18 protein-coding genes are annotated in these 22,624 nt (G+C 53.5%); 15 read left to right on the top strand and 3 right to left on the bottom strand.

The genetic code is table 11. From position 1 onward, the window contains the following. Positions 1–8 precede the first annotated feature (8 nt). The gene (locus HNQ64_RS16720) at positions 9–497 is read right to left on the bottom strand and encodes an NUDIX domain-containing protein (RefSeq protein WP_184210856.1); all 489 of its coding nucleotides are present in this window, start codon (positions 495–497) and stop codon (positions 9–11) included. A 70-nt stretch (positions 498–567) separates the two neighbouring features. Further along, on the bottom strand, positions 568–1,470 hold the full coding sequence (locus HNQ64_RS16715; RefSeq protein ID WP_184210678.1) for a LysR family transcriptional regulator: 903 nt from the start codon (positions 1,468–1,470) through the stop codon (positions 568–570). Between HNQ64_RS16715 and HNQ64_RS16710 the strand changes: the two genes are divergently transcribed. The 15 genes from HNQ64_RS16710 to HNQ64_RS16640 all read left to right on the top strand — a co-directional run bounded on the left by HNQ64_RS16710 (position 1,469) and on the right by HNQ64_RS16640 (position 20,995). Further along, positions 1,469–2,674 (top strand): CmpA/NrtA family ABC transporter substrate-binding protein, encoded by a 1,206-nt coding sequence (locus HNQ64_RS16710; protein WP_184210676.1) that lies wholly within the window; start codon positions 1,469–1,471, stop codon positions 2,672–2,674. The genes HNQ64_RS16715 and HNQ64_RS16710 overlap by 2 nt on opposite strands. After that, on the top strand, positions 2,671–3,957 hold the full coding sequence (locus tag HNQ64_RS16705) for a CmpA/NrtA family ABC transporter substrate-binding protein (protein ID WP_184210674.1): 1,287 nt from the start codon (positions 2,671–2,673) through the stop codon (positions 3,955–3,957). The genes HNQ64_RS16710 and HNQ64_RS16705 overlap by 4 nt, the downstream gene beginning before the upstream one ends. A gap of 107 nt (positions 3,958–4,064) precedes the next feature. Beyond that, positions 4,065–4,949 (top strand): nitrate ABC transporter permease, encoded by an 885-nt coding sequence (gene ntrB, locus HNQ64_RS16700; protein WP_184210672.1) that lies wholly within the window; start codon positions 4,065–4,067, stop codon positions 4,947–4,949. Between the two features lie 20 nt (positions 4,950–4,969). Continuing rightward, the gene (locus HNQ64_RS16695; protein ID WP_184210670.1) at positions 4,970–5,890 is read left to right on the top strand and encodes an ABC transporter ATP-binding protein; all 921 of its coding nucleotides are present in this window, start codon (positions 4,970–4,972) and stop codon (positions 5,888–5,890) included. Further along, positions 5,887–6,768: an ABC transporter ATP-binding protein gene (locus HNQ64_RS16690; RefSeq protein WP_184210668.1), complete on the top strand. Its 882-nt coding sequence runs from the start codon at positions 5,887–5,889 to the stop codon at positions 6,766–6,768. The genes HNQ64_RS16695 and HNQ64_RS16690 overlap by 4 nt, the downstream gene beginning before the upstream one ends. Before the next feature lie 45 nt (positions 6,769–6,813). After that, entirely contained in the window at positions 6,814–8,199 is a 1,386-nt protein-coding gene (locus tag HNQ64_RS16685; RefSeq protein WP_184210666.1) for an alginate export family protein, read from the top strand. Positions 8,200–8,465: 266 nt separating this feature from the next. After that, positions 8,466–8,975 (top strand): protein kinase domain-containing protein, encoded by a 510-nt coding sequence (locus HNQ64_RS16680; protein WP_184210664.1) that lies wholly within the window; start codon positions 8,466–8,468, stop codon positions 8,973–8,975. A 168-nt stretch (positions 8,976–9,143) separates the two neighbouring features. Further along, entirely contained in the window at positions 9,144–10,646 is a 1,503-nt protein-coding gene (locus tag HNQ64_RS16675; protein ID WP_246431081.1) for a diflavin oxidoreductase, read from the top strand. Positions 10,647–10,695: 49 nt separating this feature from the next. Then, positions 10,696–12,447 carry a NirA family protein gene (locus HNQ64_RS16670; protein ID WP_184210660.1) on the top strand — a complete coding sequence of 584 codons (1,752 nt, stop codon included), beginning with the start codon at positions 10,696–10,698 and terminating at the stop codon, positions 12,445–12,447. A gap of 27 nt (positions 12,448–12,474) precedes the next feature. Then, the gene (locus HNQ64_RS16665) at positions 12,475–14,103 is read left to right on the top strand and encodes a DmsC/YnfH family molybdoenzyme membrane anchor subunit (protein ID WP_184210658.1); all 1,629 of its coding nucleotides are present in this window, start codon (positions 12,475–12,477) and stop codon (positions 14,101–14,103) included. A 5-nt stretch (positions 14,104–14,108) separates the two neighbouring features. Next, a complete protein-coding gene (locus HNQ64_RS16660; RefSeq protein WP_184210656.1) occupies positions 14,109–16,304 on the top strand; it encodes a molybdopterin oxidoreductase family protein in 2,196 nt (731 codons plus the stop codon). Between the two features lie 60 nt (positions 16,305–16,364). Continuing rightward, entirely contained in the window at positions 16,365–17,309 is a 945-nt protein-coding gene (locus tag HNQ64_RS16655) for an ADP-ribosylglycohydrolase family protein (protein WP_184210654.1), read from the top strand. Positions 17,310–17,369: 60 nt separating this feature from the next. Then, positions 17,370–18,185, top strand: a complete 816-nt coding sequence (locus HNQ64_RS16650; protein ID WP_184210652.1) for a sugar phosphate isomerase/epimerase family protein — start codon at positions 17,370–17,372, stop codon at positions 18,183–18,185. 200 nt (positions 18,186–18,385) lie between these two features. Continuing rightward, the gene (gene ahcY / locus HNQ64_RS16645; protein WP_184210651.1) at positions 18,386–19,789 is read left to right on the top strand and encodes an adenosylhomocysteinase; all 1,404 of its coding nucleotides are present in this window, start codon (positions 18,386–18,388) and stop codon (positions 19,787–19,789) included. Positions 19,790–19,963: 174 nt separating this feature from the next. Next, positions 19,964–20,995, top strand: a complete 1,032-nt coding sequence (locus tag HNQ64_RS16640; RefSeq protein WP_184210649.1) for a bile acid:sodium symporter family protein — start codon at positions 19,964–19,966, stop codon at positions 20,993–20,995. Between the two features lie 21 nt (positions 20,996–21,016). Here HNQ64_RS16640 and HNQ64_RS16635 read toward each other — a convergent pair whose 3' ends face one another. Then, positions 21,017–22,597, bottom strand: coding sequence for a serine hydrolase domain-containing protein (locus HNQ64_RS16635; protein WP_184210647.1), 1,581 nt, complete (start codon positions 22,595–22,597; stop codon positions 21,017–21,019). Between the last annotated feature and the right edge of the window lie 27 nt (positions 22,598–22,624).

Below are 22,624 nucleotides of genomic sequence, written 5' to 3'. Positions count from 1 at the left end.
ATGTAGCATCATACAAGCCGGGCACGAGATTCTTGCAACCGTCTCACAGCTTCTGCGTTCGATTCAAAAGCAAAATCCTCCAAGGAGACTTCGTCCAAAGGTATGAGAAGAATCTCAGAGACTTCCGCCGGACAGGGGCTGAAGTGCTCGAAGCTTTCCACTTGGGTCAGAAAGAAAAGATCCAACGTAGGCCAGAGATAGTCTTGATACCAATACCAGTTAGGCAGAGACATGAAATATCGAAACGATGACGGAGGGATGTCCAAGCCCACTTCTTCTCTTGATTCCCGGGCAGCCGCTTCCTCGCCTGCTTCACCAGGTTCCACAACGCCTCCTGGCAGCCCTAGTTTACCAAGCCCAGGCTCATGGGCACGACGCGTGACAAGCAGTCTCTCTTGAGCATCTAATATCAAAGCCCCTGCGGCAGGGAAGGGTGTGATATAATGTTTATAACCACACTCATTACAAACATGCTGCCGCTCCGAAATGGCAGCCATGGATTCATGTCCACATCTGGAACAGTATTGATAAGGAGAACCCGAGAGCATAATCAACGTCTAACAAATTTTAATTCATGTATTTACCCACCTGCTCGCAAAGCCCGACGAATGTTCTTTCGGCAAGATTCATAGGGCGTCCTTTCAGATGGGATGTCACCCAACGACGACGGAGACGTGCTTTAGGCAAAGGAACAGGAACGAGCTGCCCTGCTGCTATTTCATTCCGCGCAATCCACCGCGCTGCAATTGCAACACCCAATCCAAGTTTGGCCAATTCTTTGATCGCTTCACTGCTACCTAACTCAATGAAGTGATTGAGACGTACGCCTTGTTTCAAAAAGAACTCCTGGATCATGGCAAAGTTTAAACTGCTACGACTGGAGACGATAAAAGTCTCTGAACTAGCATCTTTGATTCGCGGGTTTTTGGTAGCCCAAGCATGAAGGGGCGAAACCAAAAATTCCAGTTCATCTTCAAAAATGGGGTGGCAATCCAAGCGCGTCACATCGGGCGGACGCAACGTTACGGCTAGATCCACTTCATTGGAGAGAAGTTTTTCGATCGTCTGTGGGGTCTCCCCTGGCACCACCCGGATTTCATATTGAGGAAAGCTTTCTTTAAATTCCCGTAAAACGGTGGGGAGGATGAACTGGGAAGCTGCAGGGGTACAACCGATGGTTAGGCGGCCACGAGGAGTCATATCCAGAGCACCTAGCATGGCACGGGCCTGAATCATTTCCTGCATGATGGTTTCCGCGTGCGGCAGTAGCTCACGCCCATGGTGGGTTAAATGGACACTTTTACCCTGCCGATGGAAAAGCTGACAAGCCAAGTCGGTCTCCAAGGCCTTGATGGCATGGCTGATGGCGGACTGGGTAAGATGCAGCTCGCGGCCAGCCTGGGTAAAGCTACCGCTGCGTGCCAGCGAGATAAAGGCGCGAAGCTGTCGGGTATCGAGCGGATGATCCATGAATTACATTCATACTGCATGTGAAAAAGATTGCGCGTGGTTTCTGCATGAGATTGGCACGCTGGCACCCCTGATGCTGATGCTGTCTATTGTTATGCCAAAGTCAGCTCTCCTATCCCCTGCCCCTCTTGCGGGTGTCGTCCAGCCGGTCCGCATCGGATTTATTCCGCTGGCCGACTGCGCCCCTTTGCTCGTGGCGAAGGAAAAAGAGCTGTTTCGCAAACATGGAGTTAAGGTCGAATTAAGTTGTGAGGTCGGATGGGCCACCATTCGGGAGAAATTGCTTTATGGCCAAATAGATGCTGCACATGCCATTGCCGGGCTGGCATTAGCCATGCGTCTGGGATTAAGCACGCCTCCTTGCCGAGTGGTGGCCCCATTCGTCTTCAATCTAAATGGCGATGCCATCACGCTGAGTCGTGACCTTTGGAACCGCGGCGTGCGTGATGCAGTAACCCTGAAAAAACTCATCCGTAGCACGACATCTCGTCGTTTGACTTTTGGGATGGTCTCCCGCTATGCCGCCCACCATTTTTTACTGCGCCGGTGGCTGATCTCTGGCGGCATTGATCCGAATACGGAAGTTCGTATCGTAGCTCTTCCCCCGACACAAATGGCTGCCAACTTAGCGGCAGGCCTCATTGATGGATACTGTGTGGGAGAGCCCTGGAACTCAGTGGCTGTAGATAAAGGTGTGGGCTGGATCGCGGCGACCAGTGAAGATCTCTCCCCCAAGCATCCAGAAAAAGTGTTGCTAATGAATGAGGTTTTTATTGAGCAACATGGCGATCAAGCACATGCCATTCGAGAGGCTTTGCGTGAATCTTGCGCTTTTTGCGATGTGTCTGAAAATCGCCCAGAGGTGGTCCGAATCCTCGCTGATAGCGGTTATTTCACCAACGGCGAAGACATCCTTCAGCGCTCACTCATAGGTCCATTTGATCTAGGCGTAGGCAAAAATATCGAGGCCTCCAAATTTCACATCTTCCATCGTTACGAGGCCAATGAAACTACCAGCGAGCGAGGTCGCTGGCTCGTGGATGAATTCATTGCCCACGGACTCATCCTTCCCAGTCAACGCAACGAAGCCAGTGAGGCCCTGCGTGAATGCTGGAACTCTGATGCCCTCCCTTTCCCTGCACCGCAAGCCGCCGCCAAGAAAACCAGCAAAACCAATAAACGTTCCAAATCCGCCCTCGCATGAAACCACCCGCCCACACATTCTCGCGCCGCAGTCTTTTACAGCGTTCCACCGCAGCCAGCTTAGGCACTCTTTTAGCGGGCCTCCCTCAGGGGTGGGTCGGCAGCGCCTATGCCGATGACTCTCCAGAACGACCAGATGTCAATCTAGGCATCATCGCACTCACGGACTGCTCCAGCATCGTTATCGCTCATGAAAAGAGCCTGTTTAAAAAATACGGTATCAAGTCCACCGTTACCAAAGGTGCTAGCTGGGCGGCTATTCGCGATTCATTGAGCAATGGCGACATTCAGGCCACGCACATGCTGATCGGCATGCCGATTGCTAGCACGATGGGACTGGGAGGTGCCCCTAAAAAGCCTATGATCATTCCTTGGCTTCTCAACCGCAACGGTCAGGCCATCACCCTCAAAAAGGAATTGAAAGGTAAAGTGGCCGATGATCCGAAAGCGCTGAAGCCTTTTGTGGATGAGGCTAAAGCCGCCGGAAAGCCCATGACATTTGCCATGACCTTCCCTCCAGGCACACATGCCATGTGGATGCGTTACTACCTGGCAGCCGGGGGGATTCACCCGGGAGATGCTGGGGGCGCTGGAGCTGATGTTTCCCTCATCACCATTCCACCTCCACAGATGGTGGCCAACATGAAAGTCGGCCAAATGGATGGCTTTTGTGTGGGAGAGCCCTGGAATGCACGCTCCATCGCAGATGACATTGGATTCACCTCCATCACCACTCAGTCCATATGGAAAGACCATCCAGAAAAGGTCTGTGCTTTCACCGAAGAATTTGCCGAGAAAAATCCCAAGACGGTCAAAGCCGTCCTGAAAGCTTTGCATGAAGCCAGTGTGTGGCTGGACAAAATGGAAAACCGCGAAGAACAGGCAAACATCGTCAGTGCCCCCACCTACATCAACTGCCCTCCAGAAACCATTTTGGGCCGTCTGCAGGGAAAATACGACATGGGAGATGGGCGCCGTTTCAGGGACCCCAATTACATGATCTTCAGTGACCGCAACTGCAACTATCCACAAGCGAAGTTTTGTGAATGGTGGCTCACGCAGCTCCGCCGCTGGGGCTTCACAGAAGGTGCTCCTGATTACGCCGCCGTTACGAAGCAGGTCATGCGTGGTGACATTTATGAAGAAGCGATGAAGGAGATCGGCTTCGCCCATGGCGGTGCCGACAATAAACCTGAATCGTTCTTCGATGGGAATGTCTTTGATCCTAAAAGCGATCTCGAAACTTACGCAGCTAGCTTCGATATCAAAAGCCTAAAAGCCTAACAAACTTTAACCCCAAAGCCAGATCTGGCTCACTGGCAGAGGTTTTTCTCTGCGCCGGATCTGGCTCCATGTCCGGAGCCCCTCTCTTTCATTATTCTACTTCTCCTATGAACCTGCTCCAACGTTACAAACTCGACTCATTCCTCCTGCCATTAGGCGCTATCCTTGTCTGCTGCTTCATCTGGTATGGCATCGCCGGGAAATCTGTGACCACTCTAAAGAAAGATGACTGGGGGGACACGGTCAAAGAAACCAAACGCTACGGCATTTCCAAAGATCTACCCACACCCGGGGAAACATGGACGGCCAGCCGCAAGTATGTGATGGAACCTTTCGCCAAGCGAGGAGAGTTGGATCAGGGCATTTTACGTTTTACCTGGTTGTCCCTAAAGCTTGTGGCCCAAGGATACTTTCTTGCCCTCGTCATAGGCACCCCCATTGGCTTTTTCTTGGGACTATCAAAGAAGTTCACCATCGCGTTTGACCCGATCATTCAAGTCTTAAGACCCGTTTCACCTTTGGCTTGGCTTCCTTTGGGAATGATTCTTTTCAGCGGCGTGAAGATCATGGACGAAGGTGGCCGCACCACCTTTGGAGCCTCAGATGCAGCGGCTCTCTTCACCATCGCCATCTGTGCCATGTGGCCCACGGTGATGAATACCGCTGTTGGCGTGCGTGCTGTACCTCAGGATTATTTGAATGTGGCTAAAGTGCTGAAGTTGTCGAAAAGCAAAACGCTGTGGAAAGTCCTCGTGCCAGCCACTCTGCCCTACATGTTCACGGGCTTTCGGCTCAGTTTAGGCATTGCTTGGCTCGTCATCGTAGCTGTGGAGATGCTTACTGGTAGGCCAGGAGTAGGCGGATTTTTGTGGCAGCAATACAACGCCAATAGCTTCGCCCACATCATTCTCTGCATCCTCACCATTGGCATCATCGGTTACGTTTTAGACCGTCTGATGAGTGTGATCGAAAACCGCTTCAAAACTGCTTAACGGAAGAAATTTCACTCGATATGCCACTCATCGAAATTAAAAATGCATCCAAGGGTTTCGGCCTACCAGGCCAGCGAACCGAAGTATTGAGCGATATCAATCTTTCTGTCGAAGAAGGTGAATTCGTTGTCATCGTTGGTTATTCTGGCTCAGGGAAAAGCACACTGATCAACCTGATCTCTGGTTTAGTGAAACCAGATGTTGGTGTAGCTATGATCGAGGGCAAACCCATCACAGAGCCAGGCCCAGATCGTGGACTCGTGTTCCAGAACTACTCTTTACTGCCTTGGTTGACTGTGGAGGAAAATATCTCTCTAGCCGTAGATGAAGTGTTCAAAGACTGGACCAAAGAACAGCGGGCTGCCCACGTAAAAAAACACATCGGCATGGTGAAATTGAGCCATGCAGCTCACAAACTGCCCAGAGAACTTTCCGGTGGTATGAGGCAGCGCGTCTCCTTGGCGCGCACACTAGCGATGAACCCCAAAGTCCTCTTGATGGATGAGCCGTTAAGTGCCCTGGATGCCCTAACGCGAGCCACTCTCCAGGACGAGATTGCTGAGATTTGGCTGAACAATAAAACCACCGTCGTTTGGATCACCAATGACCCTGATGAAGCCATTTTAGTAGCGGATCGAGTTATCCCCTTGTTACCAACTTCTCCAGCAACTTTGGGAGAATCAATTCAGGTGGACATCGAACGCCCTCGAGATCGCAAGGCCATCAATCACGACCCTAAATTCAAAAAACTCCGAGCACACCTGATCAGCATTCTGCTGGATGCCAAAAGTAAAAATAAAACGAAATCCAGCCTCAAACTGGCCCTGCCAGACATCCTTCCAGAGGATCTGAATTTGGTGAATAGCTTTGAGTTCCTGAACCGCCGGGGCCCTAAACGCCGCAACGAACTGAAAAATGAAGAAGTGGAGGTAACCGCATGAGTGTACTGAATCCCAAAATGCTCGAACTGGATCGCTTGTGGAAGATCTATGACACGCCCAAAGGTCCGGCAACGATCGTCAAAAACTTCAATCTGAAACTGAAGGAGGGTGAGTTTGCAACTCTGATCGGTCACAGCGGTTGTGGAAAAAGCACCGTGCTTATGATGGTCGCAGGTTTGAGTGAAGTCAGTCAGGGCAATATGATTCTCGCTGGAAAAGAAGCCGTGGGGCCGGGGCCAGATCGAGGCATCGTCTTCCAGTCTCCGTGCCTGCTACCTTGGATGACCGCATTTGAGAATGTCATGCTCGGCGTTAACCAAGTGTATTTCACGGCTAGCATGATGGAACGCCGCCAAATGGCTGAGTATTACCTCAGTATTGTCGGCCTATCCGATGCGATGCATAAATATCCATCAGAACTCTCCCAAGGCATGAGACAGCGCGTTGGTATAGCTCGGGCCTTTGCTTTGCAGCCAAAGATGCTGCTTCTAGATGAGCCGTTTGGCATGCTCGATTCTCTGACTCGTTACGAATTACAAGAAGTGCTGTTAGAGCTATGGCGTCGCAACCGCATCACCACGTTGATGGTCACTCACGATGTGGATGAGGCCATCTTCCTCTCTGACCGTGTGGTCATGATGACAGATGGTCCCGAAGCAGAAGTGGAAGACATTTTGAGCATCCCTTTTGAACGCCCGCGTAACCGCAAAGAAATCATGGAAGACCCACGCTATTACGAACTGCGTGAGCGCCTAATCACCTTCCTCAACGACCGTTCTCACATTCGTCCCAGCCGCGAACCTGAGTTTAAACCTTCCCCAGACATGGCTGCCGAAATGGCAGCTCACGTCATTCCTTTCCCGACAGCCGCCGCTTAGCCGAGAAAAACAACAATAACGCATCAACACCCACCCTCACTACCGATGAAAAGGCTAGCAATACTCCTGGCAACGGCTTCTTTGGCCCAAGCAGGTTCACCCGCCCCCATATCCTCTGTGCCACCCGCACCGCCCCTCCCTCCAGGGTATGCCCCCATCACACTCTTGGACGGTAAACTTACCGTGGATATCCAAGAGAAAATGCGCGTCGAAGTTCGCGAAAACAACTTTGACTTTAATAGTGCCGTTAACGGCCCTCAAGATGCCTCATGGCTACTTCAGCGCTTTCGGTTAGGCCTCGGATACAGTTTTACTCCTTGGTTTAAAATCTATGCCCAAGGGCAAGATGTGAGAGAGATCGGTGGCAGCCGACCGAATGAGATCGGAACTTTTGCGGCTGAAGGCGATGATACCTTTGATCTCCTCAAGGCCTATGTGCAATTGGGCGACATCAAAAAAGGACCGAGCGCCACCATCGGTCGTCAATTCCTGAGTTATGGAGATCAGAGACTTGTGGGCCCCTTGGAATGGCTGAACCAAGCACGTACCTTTGATGCGCTGAAACTGCGGTACGCCGCCCCCAAATGGTCCTTGGATCTTTTCAGTTCGAGTCCCGTGGTCTTCAAAGATCATGAGTGGAACAAGTCCACCTTCCTGGATGATGATGACAATCTGAATGAAATCTTCAGCGGTGTTTATTTCAGCACGCAATTCGTGCCGGTGAATACCACGACGGATTTTTATGTCTTCCACAAAATGGATGACGGCAATGCCAACTTCGGGCCCAAACTCGGCGACACCAACTTCCTCACCTTCGGCACTCTGTGGAAGGGCGATGCAAAGAAGCTACGTGGCTGGGACTATGAGACCGAAATGGCTTTCCAAACGGGTGAAGTCAACGGACGTGATCTGACCGCCTTTGCAGGCCACTGGGGAGCGGGTTATAACTGGCTGGGCCATCCATGGAAACCACGTCTAGGCCTGCAATACAACTATGCCACAGGCGACCAAAACCCTGCTGACGGTGACATCGAAACCTTCCAAAACCTGTATCCGACAAACCATTTGTTCTATGGCTACATGGACACCACCGGCTGGACCAACATGCACAATCCCCAGATCAACTTCAGTGTCATGCCCACGCCAAAGTTAAAGCTTATGCTGGACTACCACATCTATTGGAATGCTAGCAATGATGACGCTTGGCGCCGTGTCAATGGTGTCACCGGCGTCCGTCCAGTGAATGCAGCCGCTCGTACTGCCAGTAGCTTTCGTGGACAAGAAGTGGACCTGACTGCTGTTTACAAATTCAATCCTCACGTAGCACTACAGGCAGGCTACAGTCTATTCATCGCTGGAGACTATCTCTCAGACACTGGAGCGGATGATAATGCCCATTTTGGATACGTGCAGGTGCAGATTGACTTCTAACGATCAATAATACTGGAAAGCTGCAGCGATGCTACACGAGAGGCATTGAACTGGGCAGCCTGATAGGTGGAGGAGCGTGGCCAAGCTAGGCCGACAATACACCGGAAAAACCGGCAAAAAGTGTTTCAAGCAGTCTTACCACGCCCCTCCATTCATGAATTATGTTCATGAATATCCAATAAAAGATTCACATTGCAACTGAAAGCCACCCGCACAATTGGCACGCAGGTGGCTATTTGAAAGGGGCATCAACCAACCAGCCCAGAATGAAATTATCCGACCTTAAAAGCTCTGGACACTGTCACAGTTTCTACCGCAAGTATTTAGGCGGTTTAGTGCAAACTTTCCCCGCTGGAACCGCCAGGTATTTGGCACCTGAGAGATTTCGTGGGATCCCCAACAAAGAGCGCACGGAAATTTTCGCCATTGGGGTGGTTCTCTACCAGTCACTGACGGGCAAACTGCCTTATGGCAGCATCGAACGTTTTCAGACTCCCACGTTCAGCGCGACCAAAAGCCTAACCAAACCGAATCCAAATGTCTCACCGTGGTCGGAGACCGTCGTACGCCAAGCCATCGCACTGAAGCCGGAACGTCGCTACCAGCATTATTCCGAACTGGCCCATGATTTAGCCAATCCAGAACGGGTGCAGCCCTTCTTCGAAAACTTCACACCACTCATCGAGCGAAACCCGCTCATTTTGTATCGCACCGAATTTTTCATCCTTTTGGTTATCTCTCTGCTTCTCCTTTTTAGGATGATGGCCCTCACCTGAATTTTGACTTGAAAAACCGTTATGTCCCGCGTTCCACTCATACCTGAATCCGCACCTTTCACTGCCGAGCAAAGAGCTTGGCTCAACGGCTTTCTGGCAGGCCTAATCAGTCGCGGAGAGAACCAAAGCGTTCCCCTTCCCCCCACTGCCGAGATAGCGAAAAGGTCTTTGCTTATCGCTTTTGGAAGCCAGAGCGGCAACGCGGAAAGTTTGGCCAAGCGGCTGGCCAGGGAAGCAGCGAGCCGGGGTTTTACCGCACGTGCGGCTGGCCTCGACTCGCTGCAACCGTCCGACCTGATTCGCGAACAAAATGTTCTACTCATCACCAGCACTTGGGGTGAGGGAGACATGCCAGACAATGCCATCTCTTTCTGGGACAACATCAATCAAAATGGCAGCAGTCCTAAACTGGATGGCGTGAAGTACAGCGTCCTCGCTCTAGGGGATAAAAATTACGGGGAGACTTTTTGCCTAGCAGGCAAAAAAATCGATGCTCGGTTAGCAGAACTCGGTGCGACACGCGTGACTGAGCGTGTGGACTGTGACGTCGAGTTCGATGAATTGGCTAAAACGTGGAGCAGCACCGCTTTAAGTGCCTTGGAAACAGGCAAAGAAATATCTGTGACCGTCGTCGCAGCAGTTCCCCCCGCAAAGGAGATCGAAGAAAAAGGTTACAGCAAAAAGAACCCCTTTCCAGCGCCACTGATCGCAAACATTGCCTTGAACGCGAGTGGCAGTTCTAAAGACACCCGACACATCGCCTTCTCACTCGCAGGTTCTGGTCTTAACTATGAAGTGGGAGACGCTCTGGGCGTGTATGTCAAAAACTGCCCTGAGGTTGTAGATGCCATCATTTCCGCCCACAGTCTGGACCCACAGGCAGAGGCAGCTTTGCCAGATGGTGGCACGGCATTCCTTCGTGACGCCCTTATTTCAAACTATGAAGTGCGTCATCTGCACGGGATTACTCCTAACCAGTTATTGAATACAGCAGATTTTGTCACCAGCCTGCGCAAACTTCAGCCACGCCTTTATTCGATTGCCTCCAGTATCAAGGCCCACCCTGAAGAAGTGCATCTCTGTGTAGGAGCTGTTCGTTACGACGTCCACGGCGTGCAGCATAAAGGCGTAGCCAGCACCTTCCTAGCAGATCGTCTAGCTTTGAGCGAAACGACGGGAATCTTCTTCCATGTAGCCAAACACTTCCGCCTCCCGGCGGATCTGAGCAAGCCCGTCATCATGGTGGGACCGGGAACAGGCATTGCCCCATTCCGCGCTTTTCTAGAAGAGCGTGAAGCCACGGGAGCCACAGGTAAAAACTGGCTATTCTTTGGCGACCAGAGGCGCACCACCGATTTCCTTTATCATGACCAAATCATCGAGTGGGTGCAAAAGGGCCTCCTCACCCGCCTGGACACAGCCTTTTCACGGGATCAGGAAGAAAAGATCTACGTGCAGACCCGCATGTTGACTGCGGCTGCCGAGATGTGGCAGTGGCTGGAGGAAGGCGCTCATTTTTATGTCTGTGGAGATGCTAAACGCATGGCTAAGGATGTGGATGCAGCACTGCATGAAATCATCCAGACCGCAGGCGGTCGCTCGGCGGAAGAAGCCAGTGCTTATGTTGCCGATATGAAGAAAAACAAACGGTACCAACGCGACGTGTATTGAAGCCTCCGCCAAAGGCCGTTTCCCAAAAGCATCCCTTACTTTTACCGCTATGACCACTCTAGCTATTCCTTCGCTCTCGGCAGATAAAAACTTCTCCGCTGAACAGCAGCGTTACCTTGAAGGCTTTTTTGCCGGGGTCACTGCTGGAGGCGTCTCGTTTGCCGATCTTTCGGGAACTTCTGCAGCAAAGCCTACAGTGCCTGAAGGCCCTGCATTAGAAGACTTAACCAAGGAGGAACGCATCAAACGTGAGTTGCACCCTTTCGATGCCATTGAGCAACTCGTGATGGATGCTCGTTGGAATGCTAAACCTGAACCTGAATCCATTTTTCGTTACAAATGGAACGGGCTTTTTTGGCTCAATCCCGTGAAGGACGGGTACATGTGCCGCCTGCGTATACCCGGAGGAGTTGTGAAAAGCTACCAGTTACGGGAATTAGCTGCAATCACCCATGAACTGACCAGTGGCTACATCCAAATCACGACGCGGAACAATTTCCAAATCCGCCTCATTGAGCCCAAAAACTGCCCTGAAGTACTGCGCCGCATTCAGTCCTGCGGACTTCATTCTAAAGGCGCAGGTGCTGACAACATTCGCAACATTACCATGAATCCATGCGCGGGTTATGATCCACATGAAATCATTGATGTGCGACCTCTGGTGAATGAGCTGGCCACACTGATCATCGCCTCCAAGGAGTTCTACGATCTACCTCGCAAATTCAACATTGCTTATGACGGCGGTGGGCTCATCAGTGCTGTGGAAGACACCAACGACATCGGAGCCAGCGCGGTGAAGATTGGGGAGAACAACGATGGCATCGAACCTGGTGTATATTTTCGCATTGCGCTTGGTGGAGTCACTGGACATCAAACTTTCGCCAGCGATTGGGGAGTGATTGTCAAACCCGAGCAACTCAATGATGTCATGGTGGCTTTGCTGAGAGTATTCATCAAGCATGGTGACAGGACCAACCGGAAAAAAGCACGCTTCAAATACGTCGTCGAAGGCATGGGACTGAATGGTGTATTGACAGAAACCGAAACATTTTTGCCCTTCAAACTTACCTGCCTCTCACCAGAATCGGCCATCCAGGAAAGGCGCAGCTTTACCCAACAAGGACACTCCCACGTAGGGATCTTCGCCCAGAAACAGGAAGACCTCGTTTACGTTGGAGCCACAGTGCCAGTAGGCCAAATGACAGCCAAACAGATGGAGCGTATCGCCGATCTCGCTGAGAGCTATGGTTCCGGTGAAGTACGCCTCACAGTTTGGCAAAACTTCATCATTCCCAACGTAAAGTCAGCCTATGCCGCCACCCTGGCTAAGTCTTTAAGAAAACTGGGATTTCCTTGCGAGCAATCAAACGTCAAAAGCGGGTTCGTGGCCTGCACGGGAAATCGTTACTGCAAGTTTGCTGCTAGTGATACCAAAGGACATGCGATCGCGATGATGGAGTATTTGGACAAACGAGTGAAGTTGGACAATCCAGTCAACATTCACTTCACAGGTTGTGCCCACTCCTGCGCTCAGCATTTCATGGGGGACATTGGCCTGTTAGGCACGAAGGTGAAATCTGACTCAGGAGAAGGCTACCACATCACCGTTGGAGGCGGCTTTGGTGAGAATCGTAAAATTGGCCGACAAATATTCAGCGGTGTGCCTTTTGAATCCCTCGGCACCACTCTGGAAACCATGCTAAAAGGCTTCCTCAAAAAACGCTCTCCAGAGGAAAGCTTCCACGCCTTCTGCAATCGCCACACTGTGGGCCAGTTACAGGAGATTTTTTGCGAAGAGTAACCGTGCTTGAGTGAAGATTTAAGACTTATGATTTATGATCTCGATCAACCCGGTATTGGAAGCAGCCAAGCAACCAGCGGGAACGACGCGCATAAATCGTCACTTCTAGATAGCTTGTTATTGGAAAACTTGCTGGAAGAACAGCAGTGCCTACGCACTCCCGTGGCAGTCTTTTCAAAAGCGCATGATCAAGACACTCCAGCAAAACGCTTTGCCCACCTTATTCCTCTGAGCCAGCCGCAGACCGATGAGCAATACTCATTTGAAGTTAACCTGGATGCTTGCACAGGGTGCAAGGCCTGTGTAACTGCCTGCCATTCGCTCAATGGGCTAGACGACAATGAAAGCTGGCGAGATATGGGGCTGCTCGTAGGCACCCGGAAAAAACCTTATCTACAAACAGTCACCACCGCCTGTCATCACTGCGCTGACCCAGCATGTTTGAATGGGTGCCCCGTTTTGGCATACGACAAAGACCCCATCACAGGCATCGTTCGCCATCTGGATGATCAATGCATAGGTTGCAGCTACTGCATCCTCAAGTGCCCTTACGATGTACCCAAGTTTAACCTCAAGCGTGGCATCGTACGCAAATGCGATATGTGCCAGGGGCGCCTGGCAGAAGGTGAGGCCCCCGCCTGTGTACAGGCATGCCCGAATGAGGCGATCAAGATCAAGACCTTGAAGGTGGAATCGATCCCCGTCTTTGGCAGTATCCTCGCGGGGGCGCATGATTCCGGATACACACGTCCAGCGACACGTTACATCAGCAGCAAGCCACTGCCTGATCACGCACGCGCGGCGGACAGTGCGCGGTTGGAGCTAGACCATGGCCACGATCCCCTGGCCTGGATGCTGGTGCTCACCCAAATGAGCGCGGGTGCATTCATCGGGTGTGCGACCGCCATGTGGGCCGGGGTTCTTTCGCCCGACCAAGCCGCCATCACTTCCGCCGCAGCTCTCTTTTTTGGGCTCATTGGCATCGCACTCAGCGTGCTGCATCTAGGGCAGCCGCTAAAAGCCTGGAGAGCCTTCATGGGGTGGAAAAAATCCTGGCTTTCCCGCGAGATCCTGGCCTTCGGTGCACTGCCCGCCGGTGGCATCGCGATCGCCGCCACTTGGTGGTTGAGCAATCCTGAGTGGTTGCGCTTGGCCGTCACGGGCACAGCCGGCGCAGCCTTGGCAGCGGTGCTGTGCTCCGTCATGGTTTATGTGGATACTCGGCGGCCCTTCTGGGCCCTGCCGCTGACAGCGGGTAAGTTCCTGGGAACCATGCTGGTGCTTGGTGCGGGTCTTTGCGCCGTGACCTGGAGTTGGTTAGGCCATCCAGCGGTCACCTGGGCTATGCCAGCAACCTTGTTGTTTCGATGGTCGCTTTCCATCTGGGAAATGTCTCGCTATTGGCGGGCTTTGGAAGATGAGGAATCTTCCTGGCATCGCTCAGCCAGCATTCTTCACAAGCATTTGCGCATGCACATCGAAGTGCGGGGTATCCTGCTGATCCTTACTGGCCTTGTCATTCCCGTAACCCTCGCCGCAGGTGCCTCATTCCGCTGGCTGCTACCTTTATCTCTGCTGCTGACTTTTACCAGCCAGCTGATTGAGCGGCGCTATTTCTTCACCGCTGCGGCAGGCTCGAAAATGCCAGGAAACTGAAAGTCATGTTCACTCTCCCCGCCCCAACCTTTCGCGAATGGAATGGTCCTCTCACAGAGGATCTTGTTCGTGATCCGGCACGATTTGGTTTAGGGCAACTGCCGCGCCGTCTTCAGCCAAATGGCACGGCCAAATCGATCTGTGGTTTTTGCTCCACGGGCTGCGGTTTGAAGCTGCATCTCAAAGATGGAGTGGCTATCAATGCAACGCCAGATCCGGACTATCCGGTGAACCTCGGCACCGCCTGTCCCAAAGGCTGGGAGGCGCTGACGCCTCTGGATGCTGCGGACCGCGCCACCACCCCCCTGCTGCATGGCCAACCAGTGGATTGGCAGACGGCGATGAACGTCTTTTGTGAAAAGATGAAGGGGGTGCTGGACCAGCATGGACCTGGATCTGCCGCATTCATCAGCACGGGGCAGATGATGTGTGAGGAAATGGCCTTCCTGGGGAGCCTGACGAAATTCGGCATGGGCCTGATCCATGGCGATGGCAATACGCGCCAGTGCATGGCCACGGCAGTGACGGCATACAAAGAGAGCTTCGGCTTTGATGCCCCACCCTTCACCTATGCCGATTTTGAGGAAAGCGATGTCATGGTCTTCATCGGGGCCAATCCCTGCATCGCCCACCCCATCATGTGGCAGCGGGTGCTACGCAACAAACGCCAGCCCCAGATCATCGTTGTGGACCCACGTACGACGGAGACGGCCATGGCTGCCACCCAGCATTACGCCATCCAACCGAAAAGCGATCTCACCCTCCTCTACGGCATCGCGCATCTGCTGATCCGTGAGGGGGCAGTGGATACTCAATTCGTGAGCGAAAGCACCACCGGCTTTGAGGAGTTTTCCACATTTGTCCAGGCTTACACACCTGAGTCAGTCGCGGCAGCAACAGGGCTCACCGTGGCCCAGTTGCAATGCTTTGCGGATACCATCCGCGCAGGCACGCCGAGGGTTTCCTTCTGGTGGACCATGGGGGTAAACCAAAGCCACCAGGCCACCCGCACCGCCCAGGCCATCATCAATCTGGCCCTGATGACGGGCAACATTGGCAAGCCCGGCACTGGGGCGAATTCGATCACCGGCCAATGCAATGCGATGGGATCGCGGTTGTTTTCAAACACCACCAACCTCATCGGTGGTCACGATTTCAAAAACCCCGCTCACCGGGCGAAAATTGCCGAGGCCATGGGCTTTCCCGTCGAACGCATACCGGACCAGCCGAGCCTCGCTTATGACCAGATCCTTGAGGGCATTGAGTCCGGAAAAATCAAGGCACTGTGGATCATTGCCACCAACCCCAGCCACTCTTGGATTAACCAAAAACGTTTCAACAACCTGCTCTCCAAACTGGATTTTTTCGTCGTTCAGGACATGTATGGTACCACGGAGACCGCCCGGCAGGCCCACCTATTTCTACCCGCCGCCGCTTGGGGCGAAAAGGATGGGACCTTCATCAATTCGGAACGTCGCATTGGCTTCAGTCGCCAGGTGCGCCGTGCGCCCGGCCAGGCCCTCAGCGATTTCCGCATCTTCCGGCTCATCGCCCATGCCTGGGGGCTGGGCGATCTCTTCTCCGAATGGACCTCCCCTGAAGCTGTGTTTCAGATCCTCAAACGATGCACCCAGGATCAGCCCTGTGAAATTTCGGGGATCCAGGATTATGCGATGATTGAGAAAAGCGGCGGCATCCAGTGGCCTCTGAAAGTTACGGATGCTGCGGCTCCCGGTTTTGCCACGGAACGCCGACTCTTTGCCGACGGTCGGTTTTTCACACCCGATCAACGTGCACGCTTCATCTTTGACCCTACAGTCCCACCGCCGGAACTGCCAGATGCAGACTTTCCGCTCATCCTCATCACAGGCCGTGGCACCAGCGCCCAGTGGCATACGGAGACACGCACCGCCAAATCTGAAGTGCTGCGCAAACTGGCACCGGCAGAGTTGTTTCTGGACATCCATCCCGAGGATGCCCGCCAATTGAACATCCGCGACATGTCGGTGGTGATGGTGGAGTCTCGCCGTGCTTCCCTGACAATGAAGGCGCGCATTTCTCCTGGTGTCTGCCAGGGCCAGGTCTTTCTTCCTATGCATGATCCCCGCGTGAATCAACTCACCCATTGGGCGGTGGATCCATTTAGCCGCCAGCCCAACTACAAGCATTGCGCCGTCAGGGTCTCCCCCAGCACACGCTGAGGGAAACATTCACACGTTCCGGCTTGCCCTGGCGGGGGAAGTGAGGCACAGACTGGAACCGTGAACGCATCTCTGTCCAGTCTTCGTGGGGCTCTCTGGGGCCAATTTATCGGCGATGCTGCTGCCTTGGGCACGCATTGGATCTATGATCTGGCAGACATGGGGCGCAAGTTTCCCCAAGGCGTCCATGGCTTTGAGACACCGCTCAAAGGCCACTACCATGAAGGTAAGAAAAGTGGCGATCAGACCCACTATGGCGATGCAGCCCTGCTGCTGCTGGAATCACTGGCCGCCTGCGGGGGGCGCTTCCGCGAAAATGACTTTGGCATGCGCTTTCAAAGCTTCTTTGGCAGCGCCAACTGTCGCAGTTACAGGGACCATGCCACCCGTGAAACATTGGAGCACCTGCAGCAGCAACCGGGCAATTTTCAAAACGGTGCCGATGATGACCAGCTAGCCACCGTCAGTCGGCTAGCCCCAGTGGTGGTCGCCTACCGAAAAGAGGAGTTCATCACGATGGCGGATGCCATTCATCGGCTGACCCTGGTGACGCAAAATCACACGACCGCCGATGCCTGTGCGGCTGCGTGTGCTGTGCTGCTTCGCACCCTCCTTCAGGGCACGCCTTTTCGGGAAGCCTTCGAGCTCACCCGCAAGTCACGTGAAGTGAGTTGCGATGGTTCCGACTACTTTGAGTTTGCCTACATGCTGCGTGAGCTGGATGTGGTGACCGCCACTGGGCGCTTTGGCCAAAGCTGCCCCCTCCCGCAGAGTTTCCCGTCTGCCTTGCACGCTGCCTGGCGTCATCAAGACAGCTTTGAGGACGCGATCTTAAACACTGTCCGTGCGGGGGGAGACAATGCCGGGCGCGCCAGCATGGTCGGCGCGTGGCTGGGGGCTGTTCATGGTTATGAGGCACTACCTCAGGCCTGGCTGGCAAAACTGACCGCGCATGAGCGCATTGCCAATGCCATGGACCAACTTTTTTCCCATCTTGGAGATTGAAGTCCGATGGGCAAAAGCAAGGTTGACGCCTGCTCCCCTCCATTCCAGTCTGCGCACCCTATGCGCTTTGCCATCTGCAACGAGACCTATCCTGACTGGCCTTTTGAAAAAGTGTGTGAAGATGCCGCAGCCGCGGGTTATCACGCGCTGGAGCTAGCCCCCTTCACCCTCAAGGAAGATCCCCGCGACCTCACTGAAGCGGATGCCCTGCGCCTCAGCCGCATCGCCTCTTCCTTTGGCCTGGAAATTCTGGGCCTGCACTGGCTGCTGACTAAACCTTCCTGGTTCCACATCACCACTCCCGATGCACTGTTGCGTAAAGAGACGGCTAAGTTCGGCCAACACCTTGCTCGTTTCTGTGCCATGACTGGCGGTCGTATCATGGTTTGGGGTAGCCCAAAAGCCCGCAACACCTTGCCTGAATGGCAGTATGAAGATGCCTTCAAGCGCGCAGCAGATTCCGTGCGCGCAGTGGCTGAAGAAGCAGGCAAGTATGGCGTGGTCATCGCTATGGAACCTCTGGGCAAAAAGGAAACCAACTTCCTCAATACCGCTGAGGAAACCATCCGCCTCTGCCAGATGGTGGATCACCCGAGTTGCAAGCTGCACCTCGACGTGAAGGCCATGAGTGATGAAGCCAAGTCCATCCCCGACATCATTCGCGATAGCAAGGAGTGGTTTGTCCACTTCCATGCCAATGATCCAAACCTTCTCGGCCCAGGCATGGGCGAGGTGAAGTTTGAACCGATCATCGGTGCGCTGCGCGAGGTGGATTACCAGGGTTACCTCTCGGTCGAAGTCTTCGATTACCGACCAGGCCCACAGCACATTGCCCGTGAGAGCATCCGCTATTTGAAGGAAGTGATGGGCGCTTAATACAGCCCGCATCCTATCACTGAAGAACCACTCCTGGGTCCGCCGGGAGTGGTTTTTTGTTTTCGGCAGGCGCCGAAATAGAAGCCGTTACAAGTCAAAATCCTTGATTGACACTCGCCCTCCGCTCAGGAACATATCAACGCATCTTGATGCGATGATTTGTTATTTTCATCTCAAACCTGAACCACGACACACCACACATGTCCGACTATAAAGTAAAAGACATCGGCCTCGCCGATTTTGGCCGCAAGGAACTCGACATCGCGGAAAGCGAAATGCCCGGCCTTATGGCCACCCGCGAGAAGTACGGCCCGAAGAAGCCCCTCGCTGGCGTCCGTATCACCGGCTCCCTGCACATGACCATCCAGACGGGTGTGCTCATCGAGACGCTGAAGGAACTGGGCGCTGACGTGCGCTGGGCTTCCTGCAATATTTTCTCCACTCAGGATCATGCTGCTGCAGGCATCGCCGCTACTGGCACCCCTGTTTTCGCCTGGAAGGGTGAAACTCTGGAAGAGTACTGGTGGTGCACCTGGAAAGCCATCATCTTCCCAGGAGACAAAGGCCCACAACTGATCGTGGACGATGGCGGCGACGTCACGCTCCTGATCCACAAGGGTTATGAAATGGAAAACGGTGACGATTGGGTCAACACCCCTTCGGACAACCACGAAGTGAAGGTCATCAAGGACCTCCTCAAGGACATCGCCAAGAACCAGCCTGGCATTTTCCACACGATCGTCAAGGATCTCAAAGGCGTGTCCGAAGAGACCACCACGGGCGTGCATCGCCTCTATGAAATGGCGAAGGCAGGCAAGCTGCTCTTCCCGGCCATCAACGTCAACGACAGCGTCACCAAGTCCAAGTTCGACAACCTCTACGGCTGCCGCGAGTCCCTTCTGGACGGCATCAAGCGCGCGACAGACGTCATGATCGCCGGCAAAGTCGGCGTGGTTTGCGGTTATGGCGACGTGGGCAAAGGCTGTGCAGCCGCTCTCCGCGGCATGGGCGCTCAGGTCATCGTGACGGAAATCGACCCTGTGTGTGCCCTCCAGGCCGCCATGGAAGGCTACCGTGTGATGCCGATCGAAGACACTCTTGGTTATGGCGACATCTACGTCACCACCACCGGCAACAAGGACATCATCACCCTGGAGCACATGGAGAAGATGAAGGACCAAGCCATCGTCTGTAACATCGGTCACTTCGACAACGAGATCCAGGTGGACAAGCTGAACGCCCGTACGGACGTCAAGCGCCTGAACATCAAGCCCCAGGTAGACAAGTACACCTTCCCGGCTGGCAACAGCATCTTCATGCTGGCTGAAGGCCGTCTCGTGAACCTGGGCTGCGCCACTGGCCACCCGAGCTTCGTGATGAGCAACAGCTTCACCAACCAGACGCTGGCCCAGATCGAGCTTTGGGAAACCAAAGACAGCCGCCCAATCGGCGTGACCGTGCTGCCGAAGAAGCTGGACGAAGAAGTCGCCCGCCTGCACCTGGCCAAGATCGGCGTCAAGCTGACCGTCCTTTCCAAGGACCAGGCCGACTACATCGGCGTGCCTGTTGATGGCCCTTACAAGACGGACCACTACCGCTATTAATCCGGCGTCCGCCTGATTTTTAAACCCCAAAACCGTGAAGCGCGGGTGGCTGAAAGGCCATCCGCGTTTTTTATAGTGCGGCGGGATGCTACCTACCGTCCAGTTGTTCCTTCTTTAGATGGCTGGCGTTTTGGTTGCTAAGATGCCGTGTAGCCTGATTGTCGTGGCACCGAAATGAGTTCCACTCTCCCCTCTCAGGCGCCCGTTGAATCTACCCCGAAAGTTGCCTGGTGGCGTGTTCATGGGTTTCTCATCGGGCTGGGCGTGGCGGTGGTGCTAGGATTTGTCATTCCAGGGCCAGGATCGCGCCATGGCATTCTAAAGCCTGACATCGTGAGCAATGCAGGTATTGCTCTCATTCTCTTTCTTCAGGGATTATCTTTAGCCTTAGAAAAAATCAAAAGCGGGATGGCCAATTGGCGTCTCCACTTGGTGATTCAAGCCTTTACTTTTGGGATCTTCCCCTTGGTAGGTCTTTTGCTCAATGGCGTCGTGCCTTTGATTTGGACCACTCAACCACAGGCCGTGAGCGACGGATTTCTCTACCTTTGTGTTTTGCCTTCCACGATTTCGACTTCGGTGGTTCTCACCGCACTAGCTCGTGGGAACACCGCTGGCGCACTGTTCAACGCTGCTTTTTCAAATATTTTGGGAGTTCTCATCACCCCCATTTTAGTTCACCTGCTCATGCAAAAAACGGGGCAGAGCGGTGACTTTGGCCCCTTACTTCTGAAAATTTCCTTGCTGACGTTGATACCCTTTTCGTTAGGCATTCTTCTGCGCCCCAGCCTCAAATATTGGGTGGACCGAAACAAAGCCTGGCTAGCCAGGATCAGTAACTTAGTCATCCTCTTTATCGTGTATGCAGCCTTCTGTGATTCGGTGGAACAGCAGGTTTGGCATCGTTACGGCCCCTCTCTGACGGCAAAAACATGCGGTTGGGTAATGTTTCTTTTCGCCTTGATGTCGTTGCTCGTCTGGGGGGGCTGCAAAGCGCTGAAGCTGAATCATGAAGACTTGATTGCAGCCTATTTTTGCTCGGTGAAGAAAACTCTCGCGATGGGCGTTCCCTTAGCCATGCTCATTTTCGGTGACCGCCAAGACCTGAGCCTGATCCTACTTCCGGTCATGCTTTACCACCCTCTCCAACTCTTCGTCAACGGCCTGCTAGCGAATCGCTGGGCGAAGCTTCCGCCCACGATTTAGAGATCCTTCTAAATTTATAGGTCAGACAGTGAATTGACCCGTGAGCGGCAAACGAATATCCTGAGCTTTGGGGGTCATCGCCGTGATGCTGTTGAGGAAACTGATGTTTAGCTTATTACCCTCAAACCGACAGGTCACCATATCGTGGTGAGGCGTTTCATAATAACGCCAGGTCATGACCAATGTGTTCTCATCCGACCATGTGGCACTCGCAGCAACCTTCGAAGCAGTTTGCGCTTTAGGTTTCCCACCTGAGATAAGGCGTGGTGGAGTTTCTGGAAAAGCGGTAATACCCGTCTGCCAGCGCTCGATGCCGCAGGCAATCACATGCGGGCCTTTGGCAGAACGTGCGGTAAAGACACAGGTATTTCCCTGGAAAACAAAGGTGGCGGTCGTGAGTCCCATGGGGTTTTCAGCCAGAGTGAAAACCTTGCCACTGACACGCTCCATGTTAGGCGATTCCGCACTGCCCTTGGCTGGGGGCAGGTTCAGGGATTTTGTCTTTGTCACCAAGGCAGCATCCGACTCGGGACTGGAGCCCTTCATCGCTGGGAGCAAATGTTCCCACACGAGATCAAGCTGCCCCTGCATGTTTTTGTTTTCACTCGTCATTACAATGACGGCTTCATGCTCCGGCAACACGAGGGTAAATTGACCGAAAGCACCATCTCCCCGGTAGTGACCATGCTGGCAGCGCCAGAACTGGTAACCGTACCCCTGGAGCCAGTCGTTCTGGGCTTTCGGGCGGTCTGATTTGTCACCGCCGGGTTGCTGAATATGGAAAGCGGTGGCTTCGCTCACCCACACCTCCGGCAGGAGTTGTTTCCCCTTCCATTTGCCCTTTTGCAGGTAAAGCTGGCCAAACTTGGCCATGGCCTCCGTTTGGATGCTGAGCCCCCAGCCCCCCGTATTGATATCGCGCGGGCAGGTTTCCCATTTCATTCCTGTGATGCCCAACGGAACAAACAAACGCGGGGTTAAGTAATCCAGGATCTTCTGCCCGGTCACTTTTTGCACGATGGCGGAACACATGTAAGTAGCAGCACTGTTGTACATGAATACCGTTCCAGGCTTGTGGGTGATCGGTTGGGCCAAAAACGTGCGCACCCAGTTTTCCGATTTCACTACTATCTGAGTCGGCTCTTTTTCATTACCGACCGACATGGTCAGCAGATCCATCACCCTCAGTGAGGCCAGATTTTCGCTGATGGTTTCCGGCAAATCCTCAGGGAAAAAAGACACTACCTTGTCTTCCACACTCAGCTTCCCTTCAGCGACAGCCATCCCCACCGCCGTGGAGGTGAAGCTCTTACTCATCGAATACATCGTATGCACTTCATCTGGCCCGTAAGGTGCCCACCAACCTTCTGCAATGACCTGCCCGTGGCGAAGCATCATGAAGCTGTGCAGCTCAAACTTATTCTGCTCCACGGCTCCTAAAAAGGATAAGATGGCCTCTGAGGAAACGGATTGATCCGCTGGACTACTGCGTGGCAACTTACCACTCGCTAGTACGGTGGTCTCCGCCAATGCCGGCGCCAGCCAAAAACCCACGCTGCCAAGACTGAGGTGCTGGAGGAACGCGCGGCGTGTGGAATTCATCTGCAAACGTTACAATGCCGTCTAGCA

Origin of the sequence: Prosthecobacter dejongeii, from assembly GCF_014203045.1 — a bacterium.
Lineage (GTDB): Bacteria > Verrucomicrobiota > Verrucomicrobiia > Verrucomicrobiales > Verrucomicrobiaceae > Prosthecobacter > Prosthecobacter dejongeii.
Note: the sequence above shows the minus strand (reverse complement) of the source record. Positions and strands in the feature narration are given on the sequence as shown.

Bases quoted from the DNA above. Each gene is read 5' to 3' on its own strand.
- HNQ64_RS16660 (WP_184210656.1), top strand. From the start codon at position 14,109: ATGTTCACTCTCCCCGCCCCAACCTTTCGCGAATGGAATGGTCCTCTC.
- ntrB (WP_184210672.1), top strand. From the start codon at position 4,065: ATGAACCTGCTCCAACGTTACAAACTCGACTCATTCCTCCTGCCATTA.
- HNQ64_RS16690 (WP_184210668.1), top strand. From the start codon at position 5,887: ATGAGTGTACTGAATCCCAAAATGCTCGAACTGGATCGCTTGTGGAAG.
- HNQ64_RS16665 (WP_184210658.1), top strand. From the start codon at position 12,475: ATGATTTATGATCTCGATCAACCCGGTATTGGAAGCAGCCAAGCAACC.
- HNQ64_RS16685 (WP_184210666.1), top strand. From the start codon at position 6,814: ATGAAAAGGCTAGCAATACTCCTGGCAACGGCTTCTTTGGCCCAAGCA.
- HNQ64_RS16635 (WP_184210647.1), bottom strand. From the start codon at position 22,597: ATGAATTCCACACGCCGCGCGTTCCTCCAGCACCTCAGTCTTGGCAGC.
- HNQ64_RS16650 (WP_184210652.1), top strand. From the start codon at position 17,370: ATGCGCTTTGCCATCTGCAACGAGACCTATCCTGACTGGCCTTTTGAA.
- HNQ64_RS16680 (WP_184210664.1), top strand. From the start codon at position 8,466: ATGAAATTATCCGACCTTAAAAGCTCTGGACACTGTCACAGTTTCTAC.
- ahcY (WP_184210651.1), top strand. From the start codon at position 18,386: ATGTCCGACTATAAAGTAAAAGACATCGGCCTCGCCGATTTTGGCCGC.
- HNQ64_RS16715 (WP_184210678.1), bottom strand. From the start codon at position 1,470: ATGGATCATCCGCTCGATACCCGACAGCTTCGCGCCTTTATCTCGCTG.
- HNQ64_RS16640 (WP_184210649.1), top strand. From the start codon at position 19,964: ATGAGTTCCACTCTCCCCTCTCAGGCGCCCGTTGAATCTACCCCGAAA.
- HNQ64_RS16705 (WP_184210674.1), top strand. From the start codon at position 2,671: ATGAAACCACCCGCCCACACATTCTCGCGCCGCAGTCTTTTACAGCGT.
- HNQ64_RS16670 (WP_184210660.1), top strand. From the start codon at position 10,696: ATGACCACTCTAGCTATTCCTTCGCTCTCGGCAGATAAAAACTTCTCC.
- HNQ64_RS16710 (WP_184210676.1), top strand. From the start codon at position 1,469: ATGAATTACATTCATACTGCATGTGAAAAAGATTGCGCGTGGTTTCTG.
- HNQ64_RS16695 (WP_184210670.1), top strand. From the start codon at position 4,970: ATGCCACTCATCGAAATTAAAAATGCATCCAAGGGTTTCGGCCTACCA.
- HNQ64_RS16720 (WP_184210856.1), bottom strand. From the start codon at position 497: ATGGCTGCCATTTCGGAGCGGCAGCATGTTTGTAATGAGTGTGGTTAT.